The following is a 17,525-nucleotide window of genomic DNA, read 5'->3' on the forward strand; positions in this document are numbered from 1 at the left end:
ATATATATTCTAACAGCAATTCCCGATTTAACCCATAGGGAGGTGCCTCAACATTCTCAATAAATGGCGACAGTATGTTTTTTACAAATCTTGATGGTAGTGAAGCAAGATAGTGATTGTAAACTGGACCGCTGGTAATGGTTGTTTTTTTCCTTTGGTTACTTCTTTATCTTCTATTAATAATTGATAGTCATTGTTTTTATATTCCAGTAAGTAATCACTGCTATAGCCTTCACGTAAATATGAAGCTTCAGGTAATCTATTTTTATTATTCAACACAGCAACACAGCCGCCTAGTGCGGAATAAGAAAGAAGATAGTGTTTTATTTCACGTCTCCGCCAGCTTAAAACACTTGTTTTAATATTGTTATCACTTCCTATCTTTATACCCTGCACTATAAGAGGTGACTCATCAGTGCCTATACCATCTATAGGGAGATTATCTCTATCACACACTAAGAAAATATCTTTGGTTTTTATGTCCAAACCTTCGCAAAACTTGTTGAAATTTTGTACCCAGGAAATTTTTGACTCTGCAAATTTAGCGTTGTGTGTATTCCAACCAGAGTTAACCTTAACTACTGCGACTTGATCAAAAAGGTGATCAAATTCTGCATCATAATCAAAATCAGGTACGCCGATTATTCTTTTATATTGCTTGTAAAGCTCTTTAAAAATAAACCAATCATTGGTATCATCAATGAGTACTATTTTTTCATAATACGTCAAAGCTCGAAATTCAGATTTTTTTATATTGGATAACTGTGCGAGTCGAGTAATTAATTCACCAGAGTCTGAAGGAAGGTAAATTTTACCTTTATTTATAATTCTTATGTTTTCAACGCCCACACAATATATTGAATCTAGTAGGTGTGTTGTCGAAATTGTTTTTCCTTTAGTTTCTTTTAGGCAATTCCAAAATCTTTCGACGTTTTTAAAATGAAGATGAGAGTCTGCCTCATCAAAAATAAATATAGTTTCTTCACTATCGAATAGATCAATGATTGAATATAAAAAAAGAATTTGAAACTCACCATCACTTAAGTCTCCGAGCTCTAGACCGTTTTTTAAAAATAAAGACGACGCTTCTTTATCCAAAAAATTAGTGTTATGACAAGCTCTGATAAAGAAACCTATCTCTGGATCAAAAGTTATCTTTGATGCATCACCATCCTCTAATCGCTCAGTGTCAAAAGATACGGATAGCACATCATCTTGACGTATATCAAAAACATTTTTCTTGATTGGTTCATCAAAGTCATATTGATCCTGTATACAATTTTCAATAAAACTTTCCAGTGTGCGATGAAATGCGGTCTGTCTTATCGTGTTCGTATCTCCTCTGGCCTCTCTGTTTAGAGCGTCTTGAACTTGCCTCACATATTGTGAGTCTACCCGAAAGGCAATTTTCAGAATACTTGAGGTGTCCAACCCATCGACTTCATCGGCATAACCGGAGCTGATGAGAAATTGTCTAACCTTGCCTGATTTTTTTATAGAACTGGCAAGGAATATCAATAACTTAGACCATGATTTATCGAAATAGAAACAAGAGAATTGCAAATTATTCTCATCTGTTTGAGTCTGTCTTAAATAGCGAAGGAATTCATTTGAAAACTTCTCGTTTTGGCCAGAAGAGAAACAAACAATCTTTTGACCTGTATAGTCCTTTTTAGAGAGTTTTTGATTGAAAATTGATTGGAGAACACTTGACTTCCCTGAACCATTTTCACCAATTAAAGTGGTAACTTTATTGAGGTATATTGTTTGTGGATGATCGTATAATACATTAGGTATTAAGTTTAATTCCATTTTAGTTCACATGATAAAGTTGCTGTTGTAATTGTTTAAATGCTGCTAATACAAATGCAGGTTTACCGCCAAAAGCTATTGAAGCGTCTTTGATAGTACCCACACCCGAGAGCTCGATCAGTGCAGGTAGACGCTCTCTGGATAATTCCATAACGCCAATCTTCTCATAACGACTCAAAACAAAGTGCAGAAATTTATTAGCTCTGCCCTGTGGATACTGAGCAAAGAAAACAGTATTCGACCGAAGCGCCTCAACTCTGGATTTACGCGTTGCCATCGGTCTTTCAAACGCTAAAAATGCTAGTAGATCGAATATGTCACAGTCGTCGGCCTCGAACATGCGCCGCAGAGCGGATAGCTGCTCTGTGTCAAAGCCAGCTTGTACCAGCTTGGTTAGCAGTTGTTCGCGCAAGTCAGGATCTGACCAAATATCTCTGAGTTCATCGATACTTTTGAATAGTCCTGGCAATTGTTGAATTAGCCGTTCGATAAACTCCTGAATCGAGAGAGGCTTACCGCTCTCGTCGATATAGCGGGTTTCTATATCGATGACCTTGAGTTCACGGTGTTTACCGAGTTTTACTTTCAGTCGTGGGCGTGATTCGCTTGGTTCAGATTCTGTCCTATCTCCACCTTCTGGTGGCTCGGGTGAATAGGGTGGCGGCGTAGGTTCTCTGGTGCCACCCGGCTCGGGGGCTTGGGGCTCGCCATCCCATTCTTCGTCATAGAAGTTATTGGTCGCACCACGAAAATCCACGATGGTGAAGTAGTCTTTACCGTCAAACACTCGAGTACCACGACCAACAATCTGTTTGAACTCCACCATTGAGTCTATGGTTCGATCCAGCACTACGTTGCGTACGTTACGGGCATCAACGCCGGTAGTGAGCATTTGTGATGAGGTAATAATGGTAGGGATGTTTTTGTCATTGTCCTGAAATTTTTCCAGCAGTTCGCGACCGATCTTGCCTTCGTCACTGGTGACCCGTACACAGTAATGCGGATCTTTAACTGATTTGTTTTTATTAATCATGTCGCGCATGGTTAGCGCATGATTTTGGTTTTCACAGAAGACAATAGTTTTATCCAGCGGGTTGATGTTTTGCAAAATTGCTTTCGCAACCAACTCAGTGCGTTCATCTACAATGATTTTGCGGTCGTAATCTTCGACCTGATATAAATCTTGACTAGATTCACCTTCGACGATGACATCATCATTGGTGAGAACTAATTCATCCAAATTAGTCCTAATGCGCTTGACCCGGTATGGTGTGAGAAAACCGTCGTTGATACCATCTTTTAGTGAATACACATAGGCAGGCTGGCCAAAATATTCATAGGTGTCCACGTTGTCTGTACGTTTTGGTGTGGCAGTCAAACCCAAATGCACGGCGCTACTGAAGTGATCAAGAATGGCTCGCCAGGAACCTGCTTCATTGGCTGCACCTCTGTGGCATTCATCAATCAATACCATGTCAAAGAAATCTTTGGGATAGGCTCTATAGTAGCCATCAATGTTTTCCCGTTCCGCAATCGCCTGATAGATCGCAAAAAAGATGTGTGCGTTGGTGGGCACCACGCCATTGCGCTTGCGAACTTCCTCCCCATTAATTTTAATCAAATCTTTTTCATAGGGGTTGAAGGTGTTAATGGCTTGGTCTGCAAGGATATTACGATCGGCCAGAAATAGAATGCGCGGTCTGCGCGAACCGGGGTTCTCGCGGTTCCAGCGAGCCTGAAATACTTTGTGAACGATTTGGAAGGCAATGAATGTTTTACCAGTGCCAGTAGCTAGTGTGAGCAAGATTCGGGATTTACCCTCACCGATTGCGTCTGTAGCGGAATGGACTGCCAGTTCCTGGTAATAACGTGGTTGCATTGCTCCTTCCAAGTGAAACGGAATGTTTCTTAGTTCTTGACTTAATCCCGTAGTTTCACTTGTATAGCGTTTTTCTAGCTCTACAGGTGTTGGATAGAACTCAATATAGTCGCCTTTGCCTGTTTCCAGATCAAATTCGTAGGTTTGCTTACCGTTGCTTGAATAGACGAAACGAACGCAAAGCTTCTTAGCGTAGTAGATGGCTTGTTGCAGGCCTTTCGTAGGATGCTCGGATTCTTTTTTAGCTTCCACCACTGCCAAATAGCGACTGTCTTTATGAAGCAGATAATCCACAAAACAACGCTGCCCACGCACACCACCAGCCATCTTTCTGCCGTCGGTGAAGTAATGCTCCCGGCTGATGTTGCTCGATAGCCAACCAGCTGAAACCAAAGCTGGATCAATATAGTTCGCTCGAGTATCTGCTTCAGAGGCCATTAGGTCGCTCCTTGGTCATTTGGGCTTGGTATCAATTCCAATAGCTCACCAACAGTGCAATCAAACAGTACGCAGATCTGCTTAATGGCATTTAGATCTACCTTTTGTGCCGTCTCTTTATAGAGCAAGGTCACTGTGGCGCGGCTGAGCCCAGTTTCCCTGGCAACGTCTGCAATGCGCAATTTGTGTTCGCCCATCATTCTGGCGAGGTGGCAGCGGATCATGGCTGTGACTCTGGGTATAGGGGGTAACGCAAGATAATACCACGACTTACTGATTTACATTGTATTTGTGAGTTGAAGTTGAATTTTGCCGTTCAAATTTCGTTTTTTGACATTAGTAACAATTGGTCTGGTAAAGAAATGACACATATTGGAGATTGTCGAGTTGGCTTATCCAATGTGGAATTCCTTTTAAGGGCCACCTGCTGATAACCATTTAGATTGGAAATTCCCTGGCTGGCATTACCGTCAGGTAATGTTTTGCCTGCTTTTGTGCCCGACTTTTTGCCAGCAATCTAGTAAACCCTGTATGGCTTTTGACCAGTGTTTTAGATTACCGCTTCGGTCGCAGCAGTACGTTATTATTGTCATTATGTGCATAGGGTGAATACATCGCCATTGCACAGGCCTGATAAAACCGCTCGTGCTGTGTCATCATGTGCTCCTTCAGTCAGTTGATTGTCTACTAAACATACAAACTTACTGCACGGTCTTTAGCGGGTCAGAGCAATAACCCCCTGCTGTAACACCATGAATATTGATTGAACTCATTTACCCGATAAGCGCCATTTTGATAGTCTCGACTTATCTCGTTGACCATCTACATGATTGTAACGTTGGAAATCTTTTTTTAACCCCCTGAAAAATATCTCTTAAATATTTTTCATACATAAACATTCATGGTCCGTTCAGTACGGATCTGGTTTTGTGTGGGTTAAAAAAGGTACGTTATGAAAGTCACATGGATTGTCACGCCTGTGGGGTATCAGCGGATTGCGAAACGCTGCCCTTCATGCAACATTAAACGGGACTTCACGCCGTCAGGTGCATTTCGGGTTAATTCGCAAAAGAAGGTGCTGGACGTGTGGAGTATCTATAAATGCACACACTGTGATTACACTTGGAATATCTCCCTGTTTTCGCGCCTGCACGTCAGCAAAATCAACCGTCAGCTTTATCATCGGCTAATGACAAACGATGCCGCCACGGTACAGCACTTTGCAAATGATATCGCGATGCTGAAGCGGAACAATGCGGAGCTATCGGGTTGGCCTGATTTTACCGTTCAGGAGCGCTGGCCGGTAAGCATCACCACCCACCAGCGGTTCTGCGTTAGTGTCAGGATTTTCCGTTCATTTCAGGTCAGCCTGCTGTCGATTTTGAAGCATCAGCTCATGCTGAGCACTGGTGAAATTCAGAGAAGGGTGGAAGCAAGGCAGATTTACGGCGTTACGATGAAGATGCTCAAATCGAGAAAGCTGAAGGCAGTGGAATATAACTTTCAGCTGTCTGCGGAAACGTTATATGCTCGGCGAAGGATCGATCTGACGTATCGTTAAAAATATGAAGCTCACCCTGATGTAATAAACGCCCGTGCGGCAGTGACCCTGACCCAAAATCCTGCTCCATTCAGAAACAGAATTCCGGCATGATAAACACTCCCCTGAACGGAGGTGGTGCCGATGAAAAAGTCACGATTCACCGAAGAGCAGATTGTCTTTGCCCTGAAGCAGGCCGAGCTGGGGACGTCCGTGCCGGATGTCTGCCGTAAGCTGGGCATTTCTGATGCCACGTTCTATTCGTGGCGTAAGAAATACGGCGGGATTTCCCCTTCTGAACTCAAACACATGCGGCAGCTTGAGGAAGAGAATCTCAGGCTGAAGAAGCTGGTTACCGATCTCAGCCTCGACAAAGCCATGCTGCAGGATGTGCTGGCAAAAAAGAACTGACGCTGGCACGTCTGCGCGAATGGGTCCGGGACCTGCAGGCACGTTACGGGGCCAGCGAGCGGCAGGTCTGTTTTGCGCTACGGATCAGTCGCAGCTCTTTCCGCTACCGCTCTGTGGCGGCAGACGACAGCGCGCTACGCCTAGATCACCGAAACCCGGATCCACTATGGCTACCGCAGAGTTCACGTCATGCTCAGGCGGGAGGGCTGGCGGGATAATCATAAACGTATTTACCGACTCTATCGCGAGCAGGGTCTGTCCCTGTGTCTCAAACGCCCACGTCGAAATAAAGCGGCACAGCGGCGACAGCCCCAGCCTCAGGGGCTGTATCCGAATCATGTCTGGGGATCTGCGTGGGCCTGAATCTGAACTCAACGGAGGCTGCAGAGATGCTGAACACCATTGCGCTCAGACGTCCTATACCACAGTTGCTGAAAACCGATAACGGACTACCTTTCTAATCAAGTCAATTTACACAATAGTTCACCGCCGGTCTGAACGCCGGGTTGTCATGATGATTCTGCTCGCGCAACAGGGCTGTAATTATGCTTACCATGGTGTACAGGGGTCCATATGGCCCAGCAGGACTTAACAAAGCATTATAGAAAGCCACGGGCGTTGAGCATTATCTACAGGTCGCGATGCGCCTTACGGCCCTACGGAATCACGTCCCATGGCTTATGTCGAAATACCTCTGATAATCCACGTCTTTCTTGACTAGCGAATGTGCTATCCGTGCAAGTTTGGTTGCTACAGCAACAACTGCTTTGCGCCGCTGATCCGGATTATCACCATGCTCCCTGATATAGCGCTCATATTTATTTCTGAGCGTATTTTCCTGCATTCTTACTGCCACTGTAGCTGCAAGCCAGAATGCATATCTCAGTCGCGCATTTCCCCGTTTTGACAAACGGTAACTGCTACATTTTTCTCCGCTCTGGCTTGCTGAAAGATTAAAACCGCAAAAATTAAGATACTGACGGTAATGAGCAAAGCGATTCAAATCACCACTTTCGGCAAGGATCATCATTGCAATCACCGGGCCCACACCGGGTAGTGAACGCAGATGATGGTAATCAGCGCGGTTCTGTAAATAGTTTTCAGCCATTTTTTCCAGCTGGAGCTGCTGAAGCGTAAGTTCAATATACCGACGGATCTGCAACTTGAACGTAACCACAGCCTCGCAGTTTTCAGGCAGTGGCAGGGCAATCGAGTTATGGGCAATTTCATATAACTGCTCGAGAAACTGCTGCTTGTATTGTTTGCGACCAATAATATCCCAGGCCTCCTTAACAAACAGACTCTTTTGTATTGAGGTAATGGTTTGTGGTGTGGGAAAGCGCAGCAAAAAATGACAAAACCATTCTGTCCGTGACTGGTGCAAAAACTGTTCAGCTTCAGGAAAATACAACGTCAGGTAGTGATTTACCAGGCTGTTCAGACTACGTGTTCTTGCAAGGGATATTTGATAATAAGTATTTGATATTTCTTGGATATCCATCATTTTATTAAGCAAGGGGTCAAAAAACGGAGAAGAAAGTCCCTGCTCCATGAGATAAAGAATAACGCTGGCATCCTTGCGGTCATTTTTATCCCATGTTTTAAAAAGCATTTCTCGTGCTCTGGCACAGGCCAGCGATGAAACAAGGCGACATTCTATCCCCTGTTCCTGAAGCCACCAGGCAATATTACGGTGATAGTCAGCTGTAGGTTCGAAAGCGACAACAACTTTTTCTCCGGATGAACGAGTAGCAGTGATTAACCGGGCATATCCGGCGAGAGAGTTCTCAAAACACAGATACACAATCCGGCCATCTGAGCGTTTAATTTTGGCGTCATGATATTTTTTAGCAATATCAATAGCAATCCGGGTTACCGGGGTATCGCAACTGCAGGTAATATTGGTCATGACTTTTCTCCACTTGTTGAATTCATACCAGGTGTAGAAAACGAATGACGAACCAGCCAATAGTCATCAGTCAGAGACTAAACAAGTACCACGGCAGCGAGTTTATCTCGAAGAGTCTGGATAAATGGGCGTATGAAAACGGGGTGACAATGGACTTCTCTCGTCCCGGAAAGCCGACAGATAATCCGTTTATTGAATCATTTAACGGTAGTCTGCGGGATGAATGCCTGAACATTCACTGGTTCCTGTCACTGGAAGATGCACAGGACAAACTCGACAACTGGCGCAGGGAATACAATCATGAGAGAACGCATTCATCATTAAATGACATGACTCCGGCTGAATTTATCCGGAGTCTGCAAAAAGACGAAGATCTCTGATTTAGCACTGCATTGATTTTGGGCCAGGGTCAAAAGCCCGGAAATCTCAAAAAGTGCGTGGAACTAAAACGGGTGTACTTACAATCTGGATTAAATTTGTCCTCACATCAACTGACGTGAGGACAGAAGATTACTCACTTTCCTACGTAATTTGCTCCTGGATATTTCGTTTTTTAAATGTATTTAAAATTGATGGGATGACCTTTGTTAAATGTTCATTAACTTCCTCAAGTTCATTGTTATTGGCTTCGTTTAATGAAATCATGTTGTGAACAATAAAATTACGGATTAAATAAAAATATTCTTCACATTTTTTTTCAGAGGATATGTCTGCATCTATCATTTTTTCAATATATGCTATTGATGTTTTTCTGAGATCAGATAGTTCTGTAGATACACTACTGTAATTATTGAACAAGAGAGTAATTCTCTTCTTTTCAGCAGTAAATTCCTTAATTTTATCTAAAATATCCCTGGATTTAATATTGTTTTGCTGAGTGTTTTGAAGTTGCGAGAGAATTAAATCATATTCATTCTGCAAGATATAACTCATTAATAATTCTACTATCTGATATAATAAAAAGAACTTAAATGGTGGGTTTTTTTCGTAAGGGAAATATAGGAATAATATTTTTTCAATCAAGACATGATCCACTACATCGCTATTTAAAAGTTTAAGCGAAAGTTTGTTAGCTTTTATAGCCCCTTCTTCTGGAAGAGATTCAATGTTCTTTTTTGAAAAAACTAACTCACTTGGTAATCGAGAGGATAAACCAACATATCCTTCTTCAAAAAGGCATACAGACAAGCTCGATATTGTAAGTGACTCAATATCTTTTTTCCAAAATATTCCTATTACCAAATCTTGACTTACTAAATCAGAGATGATGAATTTGTTGCCATTAAAGATTATGTCTTTGACATACGAATATTGAGGAAAATTTTTGAGCAATTCTACTGTGGCAATATATGAATAAAGCAGGAAATGACGGTCTTGTGCATATTCATGCTCTGTAGATTCTAAAGCAAGAATGGGGATCAAAAAGCCAATATTTTTATAGTCGTCAGTAAATCGATATCTCACGGGAGTTATATCACTCTCTTTGATATCTTTTTTTAATAAAAAGACTACTTCATATTCCTCTGGAACATAATTCCGCTCAGCTAACATTGTCCGAGTCTCTTTATAGTCTAGTGGATTGTTAAGCTGCGCAATATCTTCTCTTTCATTTTTTAAAAAAAAGCCAACCTCATCTTCTAAGTTAAAAAGAAGTTCTACATTACCATATTTTTCTTGAAAGCAGTCTAGGATCATCAATATATCCCGTTAATAAAGAGAATAATATTTTTGCTTCGCAGAGTCGACAGCAGCCAACATATCAAGGTAGCTATCGCTTTGCGGGTTTAAAATTTCTCTAAAATAACAAACAAAATAAGCCCGTTGAGCATTACCGATTTTTTTACTTTTCTTTGTGATATCTAATAAAGTTAAATTAAATCGTTCAAGAAATTCTGTTGGGTTATCTAGCTTAAAGTTATCTGTGATATCGGAAATGCAATTAAGTGTTGTTATTACTTCGAGATCAATTAATTTTCCTACTGCGGCTCCAAAACCAGTATATGCTTGCGAGCGTTTGAATATCTTTTTTATATTTATACCGAATGGAGAACCATTAGTGGCTTTAAAATTATCTTCAAGGGCTGTATCACCAACTAAAGCGTCAAAACGTGTTATCACGTTATTTAATGCGGTTGAAAATTCTTCAAAAAGATTTTGATCTGTATTTTCTTTGGAGAGTTTTTCTAAGCTCGATATATTTTCCAAAAGGTCTGTTCTATCTATTGGTAACTCATCTCTTGTAATGTAAGAGTTAAATCCTTCCACTATCTCTCTAAATTTATACTCATGTAACTCATCAGCTGTTTTATCCTCTATATCTTGGATAAATACAATGCCATCTAATGGTGTTTTTAAATAGTCAAGGTATAATATCTCTATTTGTTGACGAAGAGACATAGGGGTCTGCCCGGTATTCAAAGTCAACATTCTATAAAGGATACCGAGTCGATTTAATCCATTATATATTTCAACCCGAATTTTGTTGTTGAGAACTTTATTAAGTTGTGCCGGATTGTCATTGGTGGAAAGCTCTTCAACTAAGTCAAGAATCGTATAGGTCCTTTGTAAGCCATCAAGAATAAGTAAGCCATCTTTATTACTTAAGATATTCTGTGCAAACTCATCAGAGTTATCCTGATTTACATCTAACTCGGTGGTCAATGCTAGAACGATTGGAGGTATAATACATTCCTTTAAAATATCCTCTTTCAATAAGGCGTAAATGGTTTTTGAGGATTTGACGCGTTTTCTTTGAAATTCATTTTTTGCTATTATTGCGTGACAAAGATCTATATAGTCATTTATAGACATTTCTACTAAGATATTTTTAGCGTTAATCCTTTTATCTTCTAATATTGAACATATTTTCATTGTTAAATCCTCAAGTTTTTTTAATTATATAACACTGTTGTTTTTTTGTAAATATGCATGCAAATAAATATTGCATTACGTTGATATGCTTATAGAGAATCTCTAGTCACTGAGAGTATGATGTTTCAAAGTTTAATTCTTTATTTAATTTGGATGGCATAAGTATGTGTTTAAATGAAATTTTTAGGTTTATTTTAAAACCACAATGAAAATTCGAAGATGCTACTTCATCACTCACTTAAGATAAAACATTATTGGATTTTTTGAATGACACTGAATTGTTGAAGTGGTGCATCAAAAAATTGTGTGCCAGTAACAATTAAAGCCCCTTGCGCTAAAGTTAAGTCAATATCCGCTCATAGCGAAGTGGCTACCTCATCAATCTGATTGTTATATGCTAGGGGTAGACATTACTAGCATCTATGTAGGCTGATAAACGGGGAACCGGTCAGTCAGAGTATATCCTGAACCATCTCCGATTTGACTAATACACCAATGTGTTCGTTAAGATCTTACCAACCCTTAAAGCATATATGAGATTTTATTTTCGCTCATAACATACACTAGCTAACTGTTGTACCTATCAACGACAAAGAGTTTCCCCCTATTACCGCAGATACATCAAATCCATGCATAAAGGCCGCACTTCTATACCGGAAGTGCGGCCTTTATACATTTATGCCGTTAACCATAAAGGAGTTTTATCATGAAATTAGCCAGCCGCTTCGGACGGATTAACCAGATTCGCCGCGACCGTCCACTGACAAACGACGAGTTGATGGCTCATGTACCCAGTATATTTGGTACCGACAAACACGAATCCCGATCGGACCGCTACACCTACATCCCGACTATTACCCTGCTTGATCGCCTGCAGCGTGAAGGCTTTCAGCCATTCTTTGCCTGCCAGACCCGAGTGCGCGATCAGAGCAAGCGAGAGCACACCAAACACATGCTGCGCCTGCGTCGTGAAGGGCAAATAACCGGTAAGCAGGTTCCGGAAATTATTCTGCTCAACAGCCACGATGGTTCGAGCAGTTATCAGATGTTGCCGGGATTATTTCGTTCAGTCTGCCAGAATGGACTAATTTGAGGTGAGAGTTTTGGTGAGGTTCGTGTACCTCATAAAGGCAACGTGGTGGAGAAAGTCATTGAAGGGGCTTACGAAGTGCTGGGAATATTTGACCGTGTAGAAGAGAAACGCGATGCCATGCAGTCGCTAATGTTAACTCCGCCAGCACAGCAGGCGATGGCGAAAGCGGCATTAACCTATCGCTTTGGTGAAGAGCATCAGCCGGTGACGGATTCGCAAATCCTATCCCCGCGCCGCTGGCAGGATGAAAGTAACGACCTGTGGACCACTTATCAGCGCATTCAGGAAAACCTGATTAAAAGCGGTCTGTCTGGACGAACCACCAAAGGCAAACGTGCCCATACTCGTGCTGTAAAAGGTATCGACGGTGATGTGAAGCTTAACTGTGCTCTGTGGGTGATGGCTGAGAATATGCTGCAGCTTGCCTCATGAACCTTTTTATTATCCCTTCCCTCAGGCCTTGCCAATAAACCGGCGAGGCTTTTTGTTTTAAGGAACAAAAATGTCTGTATTTAATTTATCCCCGATATTTTCTGCAAACGAGCAACGCGTCATTCGTCGGGCATTACGCCTGCTGGAGAAATATCAGCGTCAACCGAGTGAGCCATTTACCTCCACCAGCTTCACTAAGACCTGGCTGCAATTACAGATGGCTCATCAGGAGCGTGAAGTTTTTATCGTGATGTATCTCGATAATCAGCACTGCCTACTGGGATGCGAAACTCTATTTACCGGCACACTCAGCCATACCGAAGTTCATCCCCGCGAAGTGGTTAAATTAGCTCTGAAACACAATGCCGCTGCGGTAATTCTGGCGCATAACCATCCGTCAGGTACGGCAGAAATCAGTCAGCATGACAAACACATCACTCAGCGGATAGTGAAAGCGCTAGCACTGGTAGATGTGCGAATGCTGGATCATTTGGTTGTTGGGAACGAAGTGGTGTCTTTTGCTGAGCAGGGTTTGCTTTAAACGGAGGTTTTCATGTCAATCACACCACCTCATGAATGGGGTCTACAAAGCGATATCACCCCTCGATTTGGCGCAAGATTAGTTCAGGAAGGCAACCGGCTGTATTACCTGGCTGACAGGGCTGGATTGACGGGGAGTTTTAGCCCCATACACCTGCAGAAATTAGATCTGGCTTTCCCGCTGTTTGTAGAACAACTGGAAGATATGCTGCGTGCTGGCGAACTAAATCCACATCAGCAACGTCAGGTGAAAATTCAACTTGCGAGTTTAACCTGTATAGCTGATCCCCGTGGTAGCTGCGGTTACGTTTACATCTCTATTTATCCCACACCGTAACACCTTCTCTCTTCTTCTTTTCTCAGGATTCTACCTATGCACATTTCAACTGTACCGGCCAAGGTGCCGGTTTCGCCACGTCCGTCGCCCGTGCAGGTCTGGCAGCAACTTTTAACGTATCTGCTGGATCACCATTACGGCCTGACGCTTAACGACACACCATTCTATGACGACGCGGCCATCGAGGAGCATATCGATGCAGGAATCACGCTCGCCGCTGCTGTTAATTTTCTGGTAGAACGTTATAAACTGGTACGCATCGACCGCAAAGGGTTTAGCTGGCAGGAACAGACTCCGTTCCTGACCGCGACGATATTCTCCGAGCCAGGCGAGCTACCGGATTAAAAATACTTAAATTCTTCGAGCCTCATTCCTGATTTTGGCTTCTGAACTTCCCACCTTTTTTATTCATCGCATAATGCGCCTGCCATTCCCGGCAGGCGTGTTTGCTTTTATGGACGATTAACGATGCAAACAGAACCCGACGTGTTGACGGAACACAATGAACTCATTCTTTCGACCAGTATCGAGCGTGTTGTCACGGGCCGCGATACCGCACTAAAACGGATCGAACAACTCATTCAGCAGCTTGATGCCATTTCACGGCTGACCTCAGAAATTGGCGGTGGTACAGCGCAAGACTGGGCGATGAAGTCCGGGCACCGCTACGATAGCTGGCTGACTGAAAAGGCTGATAAAGCAATGCCTGCCGTCACCCGCAATATAGATCGCAGTATCTGGCGCGATTTGATGCTGAAGTCCGGCATGATGGCCTTGATGGATGCTCAGGCTCGAGACCAGTGGCATAAGAATCTGGAGGAGGGCGATCTTCCTACGATCAGTGAGGCGAATATCCTCAGTACTTTTGAGCAGTTACATTTGAACAAAATGGATGTCTTTGAACGCGGGATCATCAACGTGTTCAAAGGTCTGTCATGGGATTACAAAACCAATAGTCCCTGCTGCTTCGGTAAGAAGATCATCATTAACAATCTGGTGACGCATAACCGCTGGGGCTTTAGCCTTAACTGGGGTTGGCGACGGGATCAACTGGCGGATCTGGAGAGAATGCTGTTTCTGCTGGATGGCAAACCCATCCCTGACAACCGGGGTGATATCTCTACCCGATTGATGGAGCATATTCGTGATAATCCGGCTAAGAATGTTTACGAAGATGAGTTATTCAGCATTCGTTACTATCAAAAAGGTACGGCGCACTTGACCTTCAAGCGTCTGGAGTTGATTAAACGTATGAACGACATCATAGCTAAACACTATCCGGGAATGCTGGCTCTGAGGTAAGTTAGTTGTCGTATGTTTGCTGTTAAAAGTGTCGTATGTTTGCTATGATGAATAAACGAACAAAGGAGGATGACATGACCATAAAAGCTCGTATTCAGTCACGGCTGAAGCGCTCAAAGCGTTATGTTTTCACTCGTGACGATTTCAAAGATCTTGCTGGCTACGATCAAATAGGCAGAGCGCTGCGTGAGCTGATGAAGGAAGGGCAGCTACTGAAAGTAGGCTATGGCGTCTACACCAAAGCGCGACAAAATGCGATTACCGGTAAGCTGATGCCTGCTGCTCCCGGCGGTTCTGCTGCGGTAATGATTGAGGCGTTGGAACGTCTGAAAGTGGATTACCGTCTGGCAGGCGCAACAAGCGCCTATAATAGCGGTAAATCCACCCAGATCCCTGCGTTAGTGGAAATCAAAACCTCACCACGTTTTAAGAGAACATTGTCAGTAGGAAACAGCAAATTAAATGGCTGATTTAATAAAGTTATTCCCTGATGTTGCCGATGCCCTGGGCATTGAATCAGTTGCAATTGTAGAGAAAGATTATTACATCGTTGAGTTATTGCGATTGCTTCAGCCTTTGGCATTTGACACGCATCAACTGGTTTTTGCCGGTGGAACGGCACTATCAAAAGCGGGGATATCTTTGAACAGGATGTCAGAAGACGTGGATATTAAGCTTGTCCCCATCGCCGGTTTTTCCCTGCAATATTCCAGAAATCAACGTAAAAATATCCGTAAAGGTATTATTAAGACCATCACCGAAACGATTGTAGCTTCAGGTATGTTTAGCATGGATGAGGAGTACCCAAAGGTTACTAGTGATGAAAACCGCTATAATGAAATTCCGGTGCGTTACCCGCAGAAATATGCACAAGCTCCTTGCTTAAGGCCATTTATCAAACTGGAATTAATGGAAACAGATTTGCTTGAGGCTGCGGAAAACCGTCCTATTAGCTCACTGGTAATGGATCTAACAAAGAAGGGTGAAGTAGTGAGGGCTTTTCCCTGCGCAACTATCGCCAGCACGCAAGCTGAAAAGCTGATTTCGATGATGCGTAGAACGGCTGCAAGCATGCGTAATGTAGAACGTGCAGTTGATGAGTCACTGGTGCGTCATATCTACGACAATTTTTGTATTGTTAGAGAAAAAGGTGCTGACGTTCCTGTTTTAAAGCACTTCGTTCAGGAATGCATTGAGCAGGATATTGAACGTTACGGTGTCCAGTATCCTGAGTTCTGTGAATCACCTATTGGAGAACTTAAAATGGGGCTGGAAGAACTCGTGAATAACCCTGTTTATAAGGAACGCTATCTGCAATTCGTCACACCAATGGTCTTCGGTGAAAGCCACGTTTCATGGGAAGAGGCCTATGCTTGTTTTCGCAAAACGGTATTGGATGTGGTTGATGCATAGCGACAGAGACATGCTCGATTGTTAGTATCTTTTTAGGTAGGGCCTGCCCCGATTCGAGTCCCAAAATCAACGATTTAATGTGTTGGTATCGATGTTGGTATATTATCTAAATATTATTTTTTATTTATTTTAAATCAAAGGATTAATCATTATGTGCGAGTCCGGCCTTCGCACCAATAAAAAAGAACAAGCCGCACCTAAGCAGCCTGCCCCAAAATTATTCACTACGAAGTCGTTATGTAGTTTAACGTACCAACTCCCTATTACGTCTCATAACTCGCTTACGCTCAACAATCTCCCCATCTTCCCCAACACACAGCTCAGGCCAAATCCCATTCAGATGCACCTCAAACGCCTGAGCTATCAAATACTCACCTTTCAGCCACGGGCGCGTTAACGCGTTTGCCCACGTTGAAGAATCCCGCCCCATTCCTGAAAATACTCCCGTTCAAAATAGGCAGAAAGATTGCAGACATCACAGCCCGGCAACCCAAAGGGAAACCGGGCTGTGGTTTTACAGCAGATTATGGCAGCAGCTCGGGCTGCCCGCTCTCCAGACTCTTATGCACTGCCTCACAAATCCGGCTGGCCTGTAATCCGTCATTCGCTGTGGCCATATACGGCGTTCCGTTTTTCACCGCTTTGATAAAGTCATTAATAGGGTCGATACCAAAGCCGCTGGCGACGTTATCCCGATAGGTAATAAAGTAGCTGTTCGGGGTTTTCGCCCGTTCCGGGGTAACGATCTCCAGCCCGCGATTCTGTGAGTCGGAGCGGATATAGGCGTTATCGCAGACAATAGAGATGCGACCGTCATTATCCTTCGGGAAGCCGTCCGGCAGTACCCAGCCGTTCTCCACTACCCATGAGCTGCCGTCCTCCATCAGCAGGGTGCTCTGCACGCTGTCCCAGGTGTCGAGGCCACGCCCGGCAAGCAGGCGCTTCTGCCCGACGGCGTAGACTGATTTCACCTCCTGCCCGCTGATGTAACGCACCAGGTCGAAGCAGTGAGAGCCAAGGAACCACACCGGCGAGCTCCGTGCCGACCAGCCGAGCCAGGTGGTGGGAACGGCAATCACATCATCCATGCTGATGTAGCCGCGGATAATATTCCCGGCGCTGGCCTCCTGTGTGGCCATGCGTACACGGATCGTTGCCGGATCCCAGCGTTTGTGAAAATCAACGCCAACGGTGGCACCGTGCCGCTCGGCAGCGGCAATAATCTCCTTACAGTCCGCAACCGAAGTCGCCAGCGGCTTCTCAATCAGCACATGCTTACCCTTAGCAATAGCCTGTAAAGCAGGTTCTTTGTGGTAAGGATCGGAAGTGGCGATGGAAATAACGTCCACGTCCTCCTCATCCAGCAGTTCCAGAAGGCTGATGTAACCCGGCAAATTCAGCTCATTGGCCACAGCATCGCAGCGTTGCGCATCAGAATCGCAGACGGCGACCAGTTCGACATCGGGGTTATTTAAATAAGCATTAATGTGGTGCCTGCCGTAGATGCCGACGCCCACAACGGCGGTTTTGATTTTGTTCATTATTATC

At 43.6% G+C, this 17,525-nt stretch carries 14 protein-coding genes and 4 pseudogenes; 10 read left to right on the forward strand and 8 right to left on the reverse strand.

Annotation, left to right across the window (positions count from 1 at the left end; all coding sequences use genetic code 11):
* Window positions 1-81: 81 nt before the first annotated feature.
* From EL098_RS02240 to EL098_RS02250, 3 genes are read right to left on the reverse strand one after another with little or no spacing between them, the layout of a single operon-like run.
* Window positions 82-1,812, reverse strand: coding sequence for an AAA family ATPase (locus EL098_RS02240; protein WP_126354467.1), 1,731 nt, complete (start codon window positions 1,810-1,812; stop codon window positions 82-84).
* 1 nt (window position 1,813) lies between these two features.
* Window positions 1,814-4,129 carry an EcoAI/FtnUII family type I restriction enzme subunit R gene (hsdR, locus tag EL098_RS02245; protein ID WP_126354468.1) on the reverse strand — a complete coding sequence of 772 codons (2,316 nt, stop codon included), beginning with the start codon at window positions 4,127-4,129 and terminating at the stop codon, window positions 1,814-1,816.
* Window positions 4,129-4,353 carry a helix-turn-helix domain-containing protein gene (locus EL098_RS02250; protein WP_040077403.1) on the reverse strand — a complete coding sequence of 75 codons (225 nt, stop codon included), beginning with the start codon at window positions 4,351-4,353 and terminating at the stop codon, window positions 4,129-4,131. The genes hsdR and EL098_RS02250 overlap by 1 nt, the downstream gene beginning before the upstream one ends.
* Window positions 4,354-5,081: 728 nt before the next feature.
* Here EL098_RS02250 and EL098_RS02260 point away from each other — a divergent pair.
* Entirely contained in the window at window positions 5,082-5,690 is a 609-nt protein-coding gene (locus EL098_RS02260) for a DUF1062 domain-containing protein (protein ID WP_126354469.1), read from the forward strand.
* Between the two features lie 123 nt (window positions 5,691-5,813).
* Window positions 5,814-6,538, forward strand: a pseudogene (locus EL098_RS23350) (transposase); the annotation flags it as partial.
* Between the two features lie 206 nt (window positions 6,539-6,744).
* Here the strand turns inward: EL098_RS23350 and EL098_RS02275 are convergent.
* The gene (locus tag EL098_RS02275) at window positions 6,745-7,989 is read right to left on the reverse strand and encodes an IS110 family RNA-guided transposase (protein WP_126354472.1); all 1,245 of its coding nucleotides are present in this window, start codon (window positions 7,987-7,989) and stop codon (window positions 6,745-6,747) included.
* A gap of 89 nt (window positions 7,990-8,078) precedes the next feature.
* On the opposite strand from EL098_RS02275, the pseudogene EL098_RS02280 reads away from it, so the two are divergent.
* Window positions 8,079-8,369 (forward strand): annotated as a pseudogene (locus EL098_RS02280) (integrase core domain-containing protein); the annotation flags it as partial.
* Between the two features lie 142 nt (window positions 8,370-8,511).
* Here EL098_RS02280 and EL098_RS02285 read toward each other — a convergent pair.
* Both EL098_RS02285 and EL098_RS02290 read right to left on the reverse strand, forming a co-directional pair.
* Window positions 8,512-9,684 (reverse strand): hypothetical protein, encoded by a 1,173-nt coding sequence (locus tag EL098_RS02285; protein ID WP_126354473.1) that lies wholly within the window; start codon window positions 9,682-9,684, stop codon window positions 8,512-8,514.
* Window positions 9,685-9,696: 12 nt separating this feature from the next.
* Complete coding sequence (locus tag EL098_RS02290) at window positions 9,697-10,860, reverse strand: hypothetical protein (RefSeq protein WP_126354474.1); 1,164 nt, start codon at window positions 10,858-10,860, stop codon at window positions 9,697-9,699.
* A 706-nt stretch (window positions 10,861-11,566) separates the two neighbouring features.
* Between EL098_RS02290 and EL098_RS02295 the strand changes: the two are divergent.
* From EL098_RS02295 to EL098_RS02325, 7 genes and pseudogenes are all read left to right on the forward strand, one after another.
* Window positions 11,567-12,385: pseudogene (locus EL098_RS02295) on the forward strand (DUF932 domain-containing protein).
* Window positions 12,386-12,455: 70 nt separating this feature from the next.
* On the forward strand, window positions 12,456-12,926 hold the full coding sequence (gene radC, locus EL098_RS02300; protein ID WP_126354475.1) for a RadC family protein: 471 nt from the start codon (window positions 12,456-12,458) through the stop codon (window positions 12,924-12,926).
* Window positions 12,927-12,938: 12 nt separating this feature from the next.
* Window positions 12,939-13,262 carry a type IV toxin-antitoxin system YeeU family antitoxin gene (locus EL098_RS02305; protein ID WP_126354476.1) on the forward strand — a complete coding sequence of 108 codons (324 nt, stop codon included), beginning with the start codon at window positions 12,939-12,941 and terminating at the stop codon, window positions 13,260-13,262.
* 36 nt (window positions 13,263-13,298) lie between these two features.
* Window positions 13,299-13,639: pseudogene (locus tag EL098_RS02310) on the forward strand (TA system toxin CbtA family protein).
* A 91-nt stretch (window positions 13,640-13,730) separates the two neighbouring features.
* Window positions 13,731-14,564, forward strand: coding sequence for a DUF4942 domain-containing protein (locus EL098_RS02315; protein WP_126354477.1), 834 nt, complete (start codon window positions 13,731-13,733; stop codon window positions 14,562-14,564).
* A 74-nt stretch (window positions 14,565-14,638) separates the two neighbouring features.
* Complete coding sequence (locus EL098_RS02320) at window positions 14,639-15,034, forward strand: DUF6088 family protein (protein ID WP_088208768.1); 396 nt, start codon at window positions 14,639-14,641, stop codon at window positions 15,032-15,034.
* Window positions 15,027-15,977 (forward strand): nucleotidyl transferase AbiEii/AbiGii toxin family protein, encoded by a 951-nt coding sequence (locus EL098_RS02325; RefSeq protein WP_126354478.1) that lies wholly within the window; start codon window positions 15,027-15,029, stop codon window positions 15,975-15,977. Before EL098_RS02320 ends, EL098_RS02325 begins: the two co-directional genes overlap by 8 nt.
* Window positions 15,978-16,221: 244 nt before the next feature.
* Here EL098_RS02325 and EL098_RS02330 read toward each other — a convergent pair whose 3' ends face one another.
* Window positions 16,222-16,407, reverse strand: a complete 186-nt coding sequence (locus EL098_RS02330) for a helix-turn-helix domain-containing protein (protein WP_126354479.1) — start codon at window positions 16,405-16,407, stop codon at window positions 16,222-16,224.
* A 94-nt stretch (window positions 16,408-16,501) separates the two neighbouring features.
* A complete protein-coding gene (locus EL098_RS02335) occupies window positions 16,502-17,518 on the reverse strand; it encodes a Gfo/Idh/MocA family protein (protein WP_126354480.1) in 1,017 nt (338 codons plus the stop codon).
* Between the last annotated feature and the right edge of the window lie 7 nt (window positions 17,519-17,525).

Origin of the sequence: Cedecea lapagei (assembly GCF_900635955.1) — a bacterium.
Taxonomy (GTDB): domain Bacteria; phylum Pseudomonadota; class Gammaproteobacteria; order Enterobacterales; family Enterobacteriaceae; genus Cedecea; species Cedecea lapagei.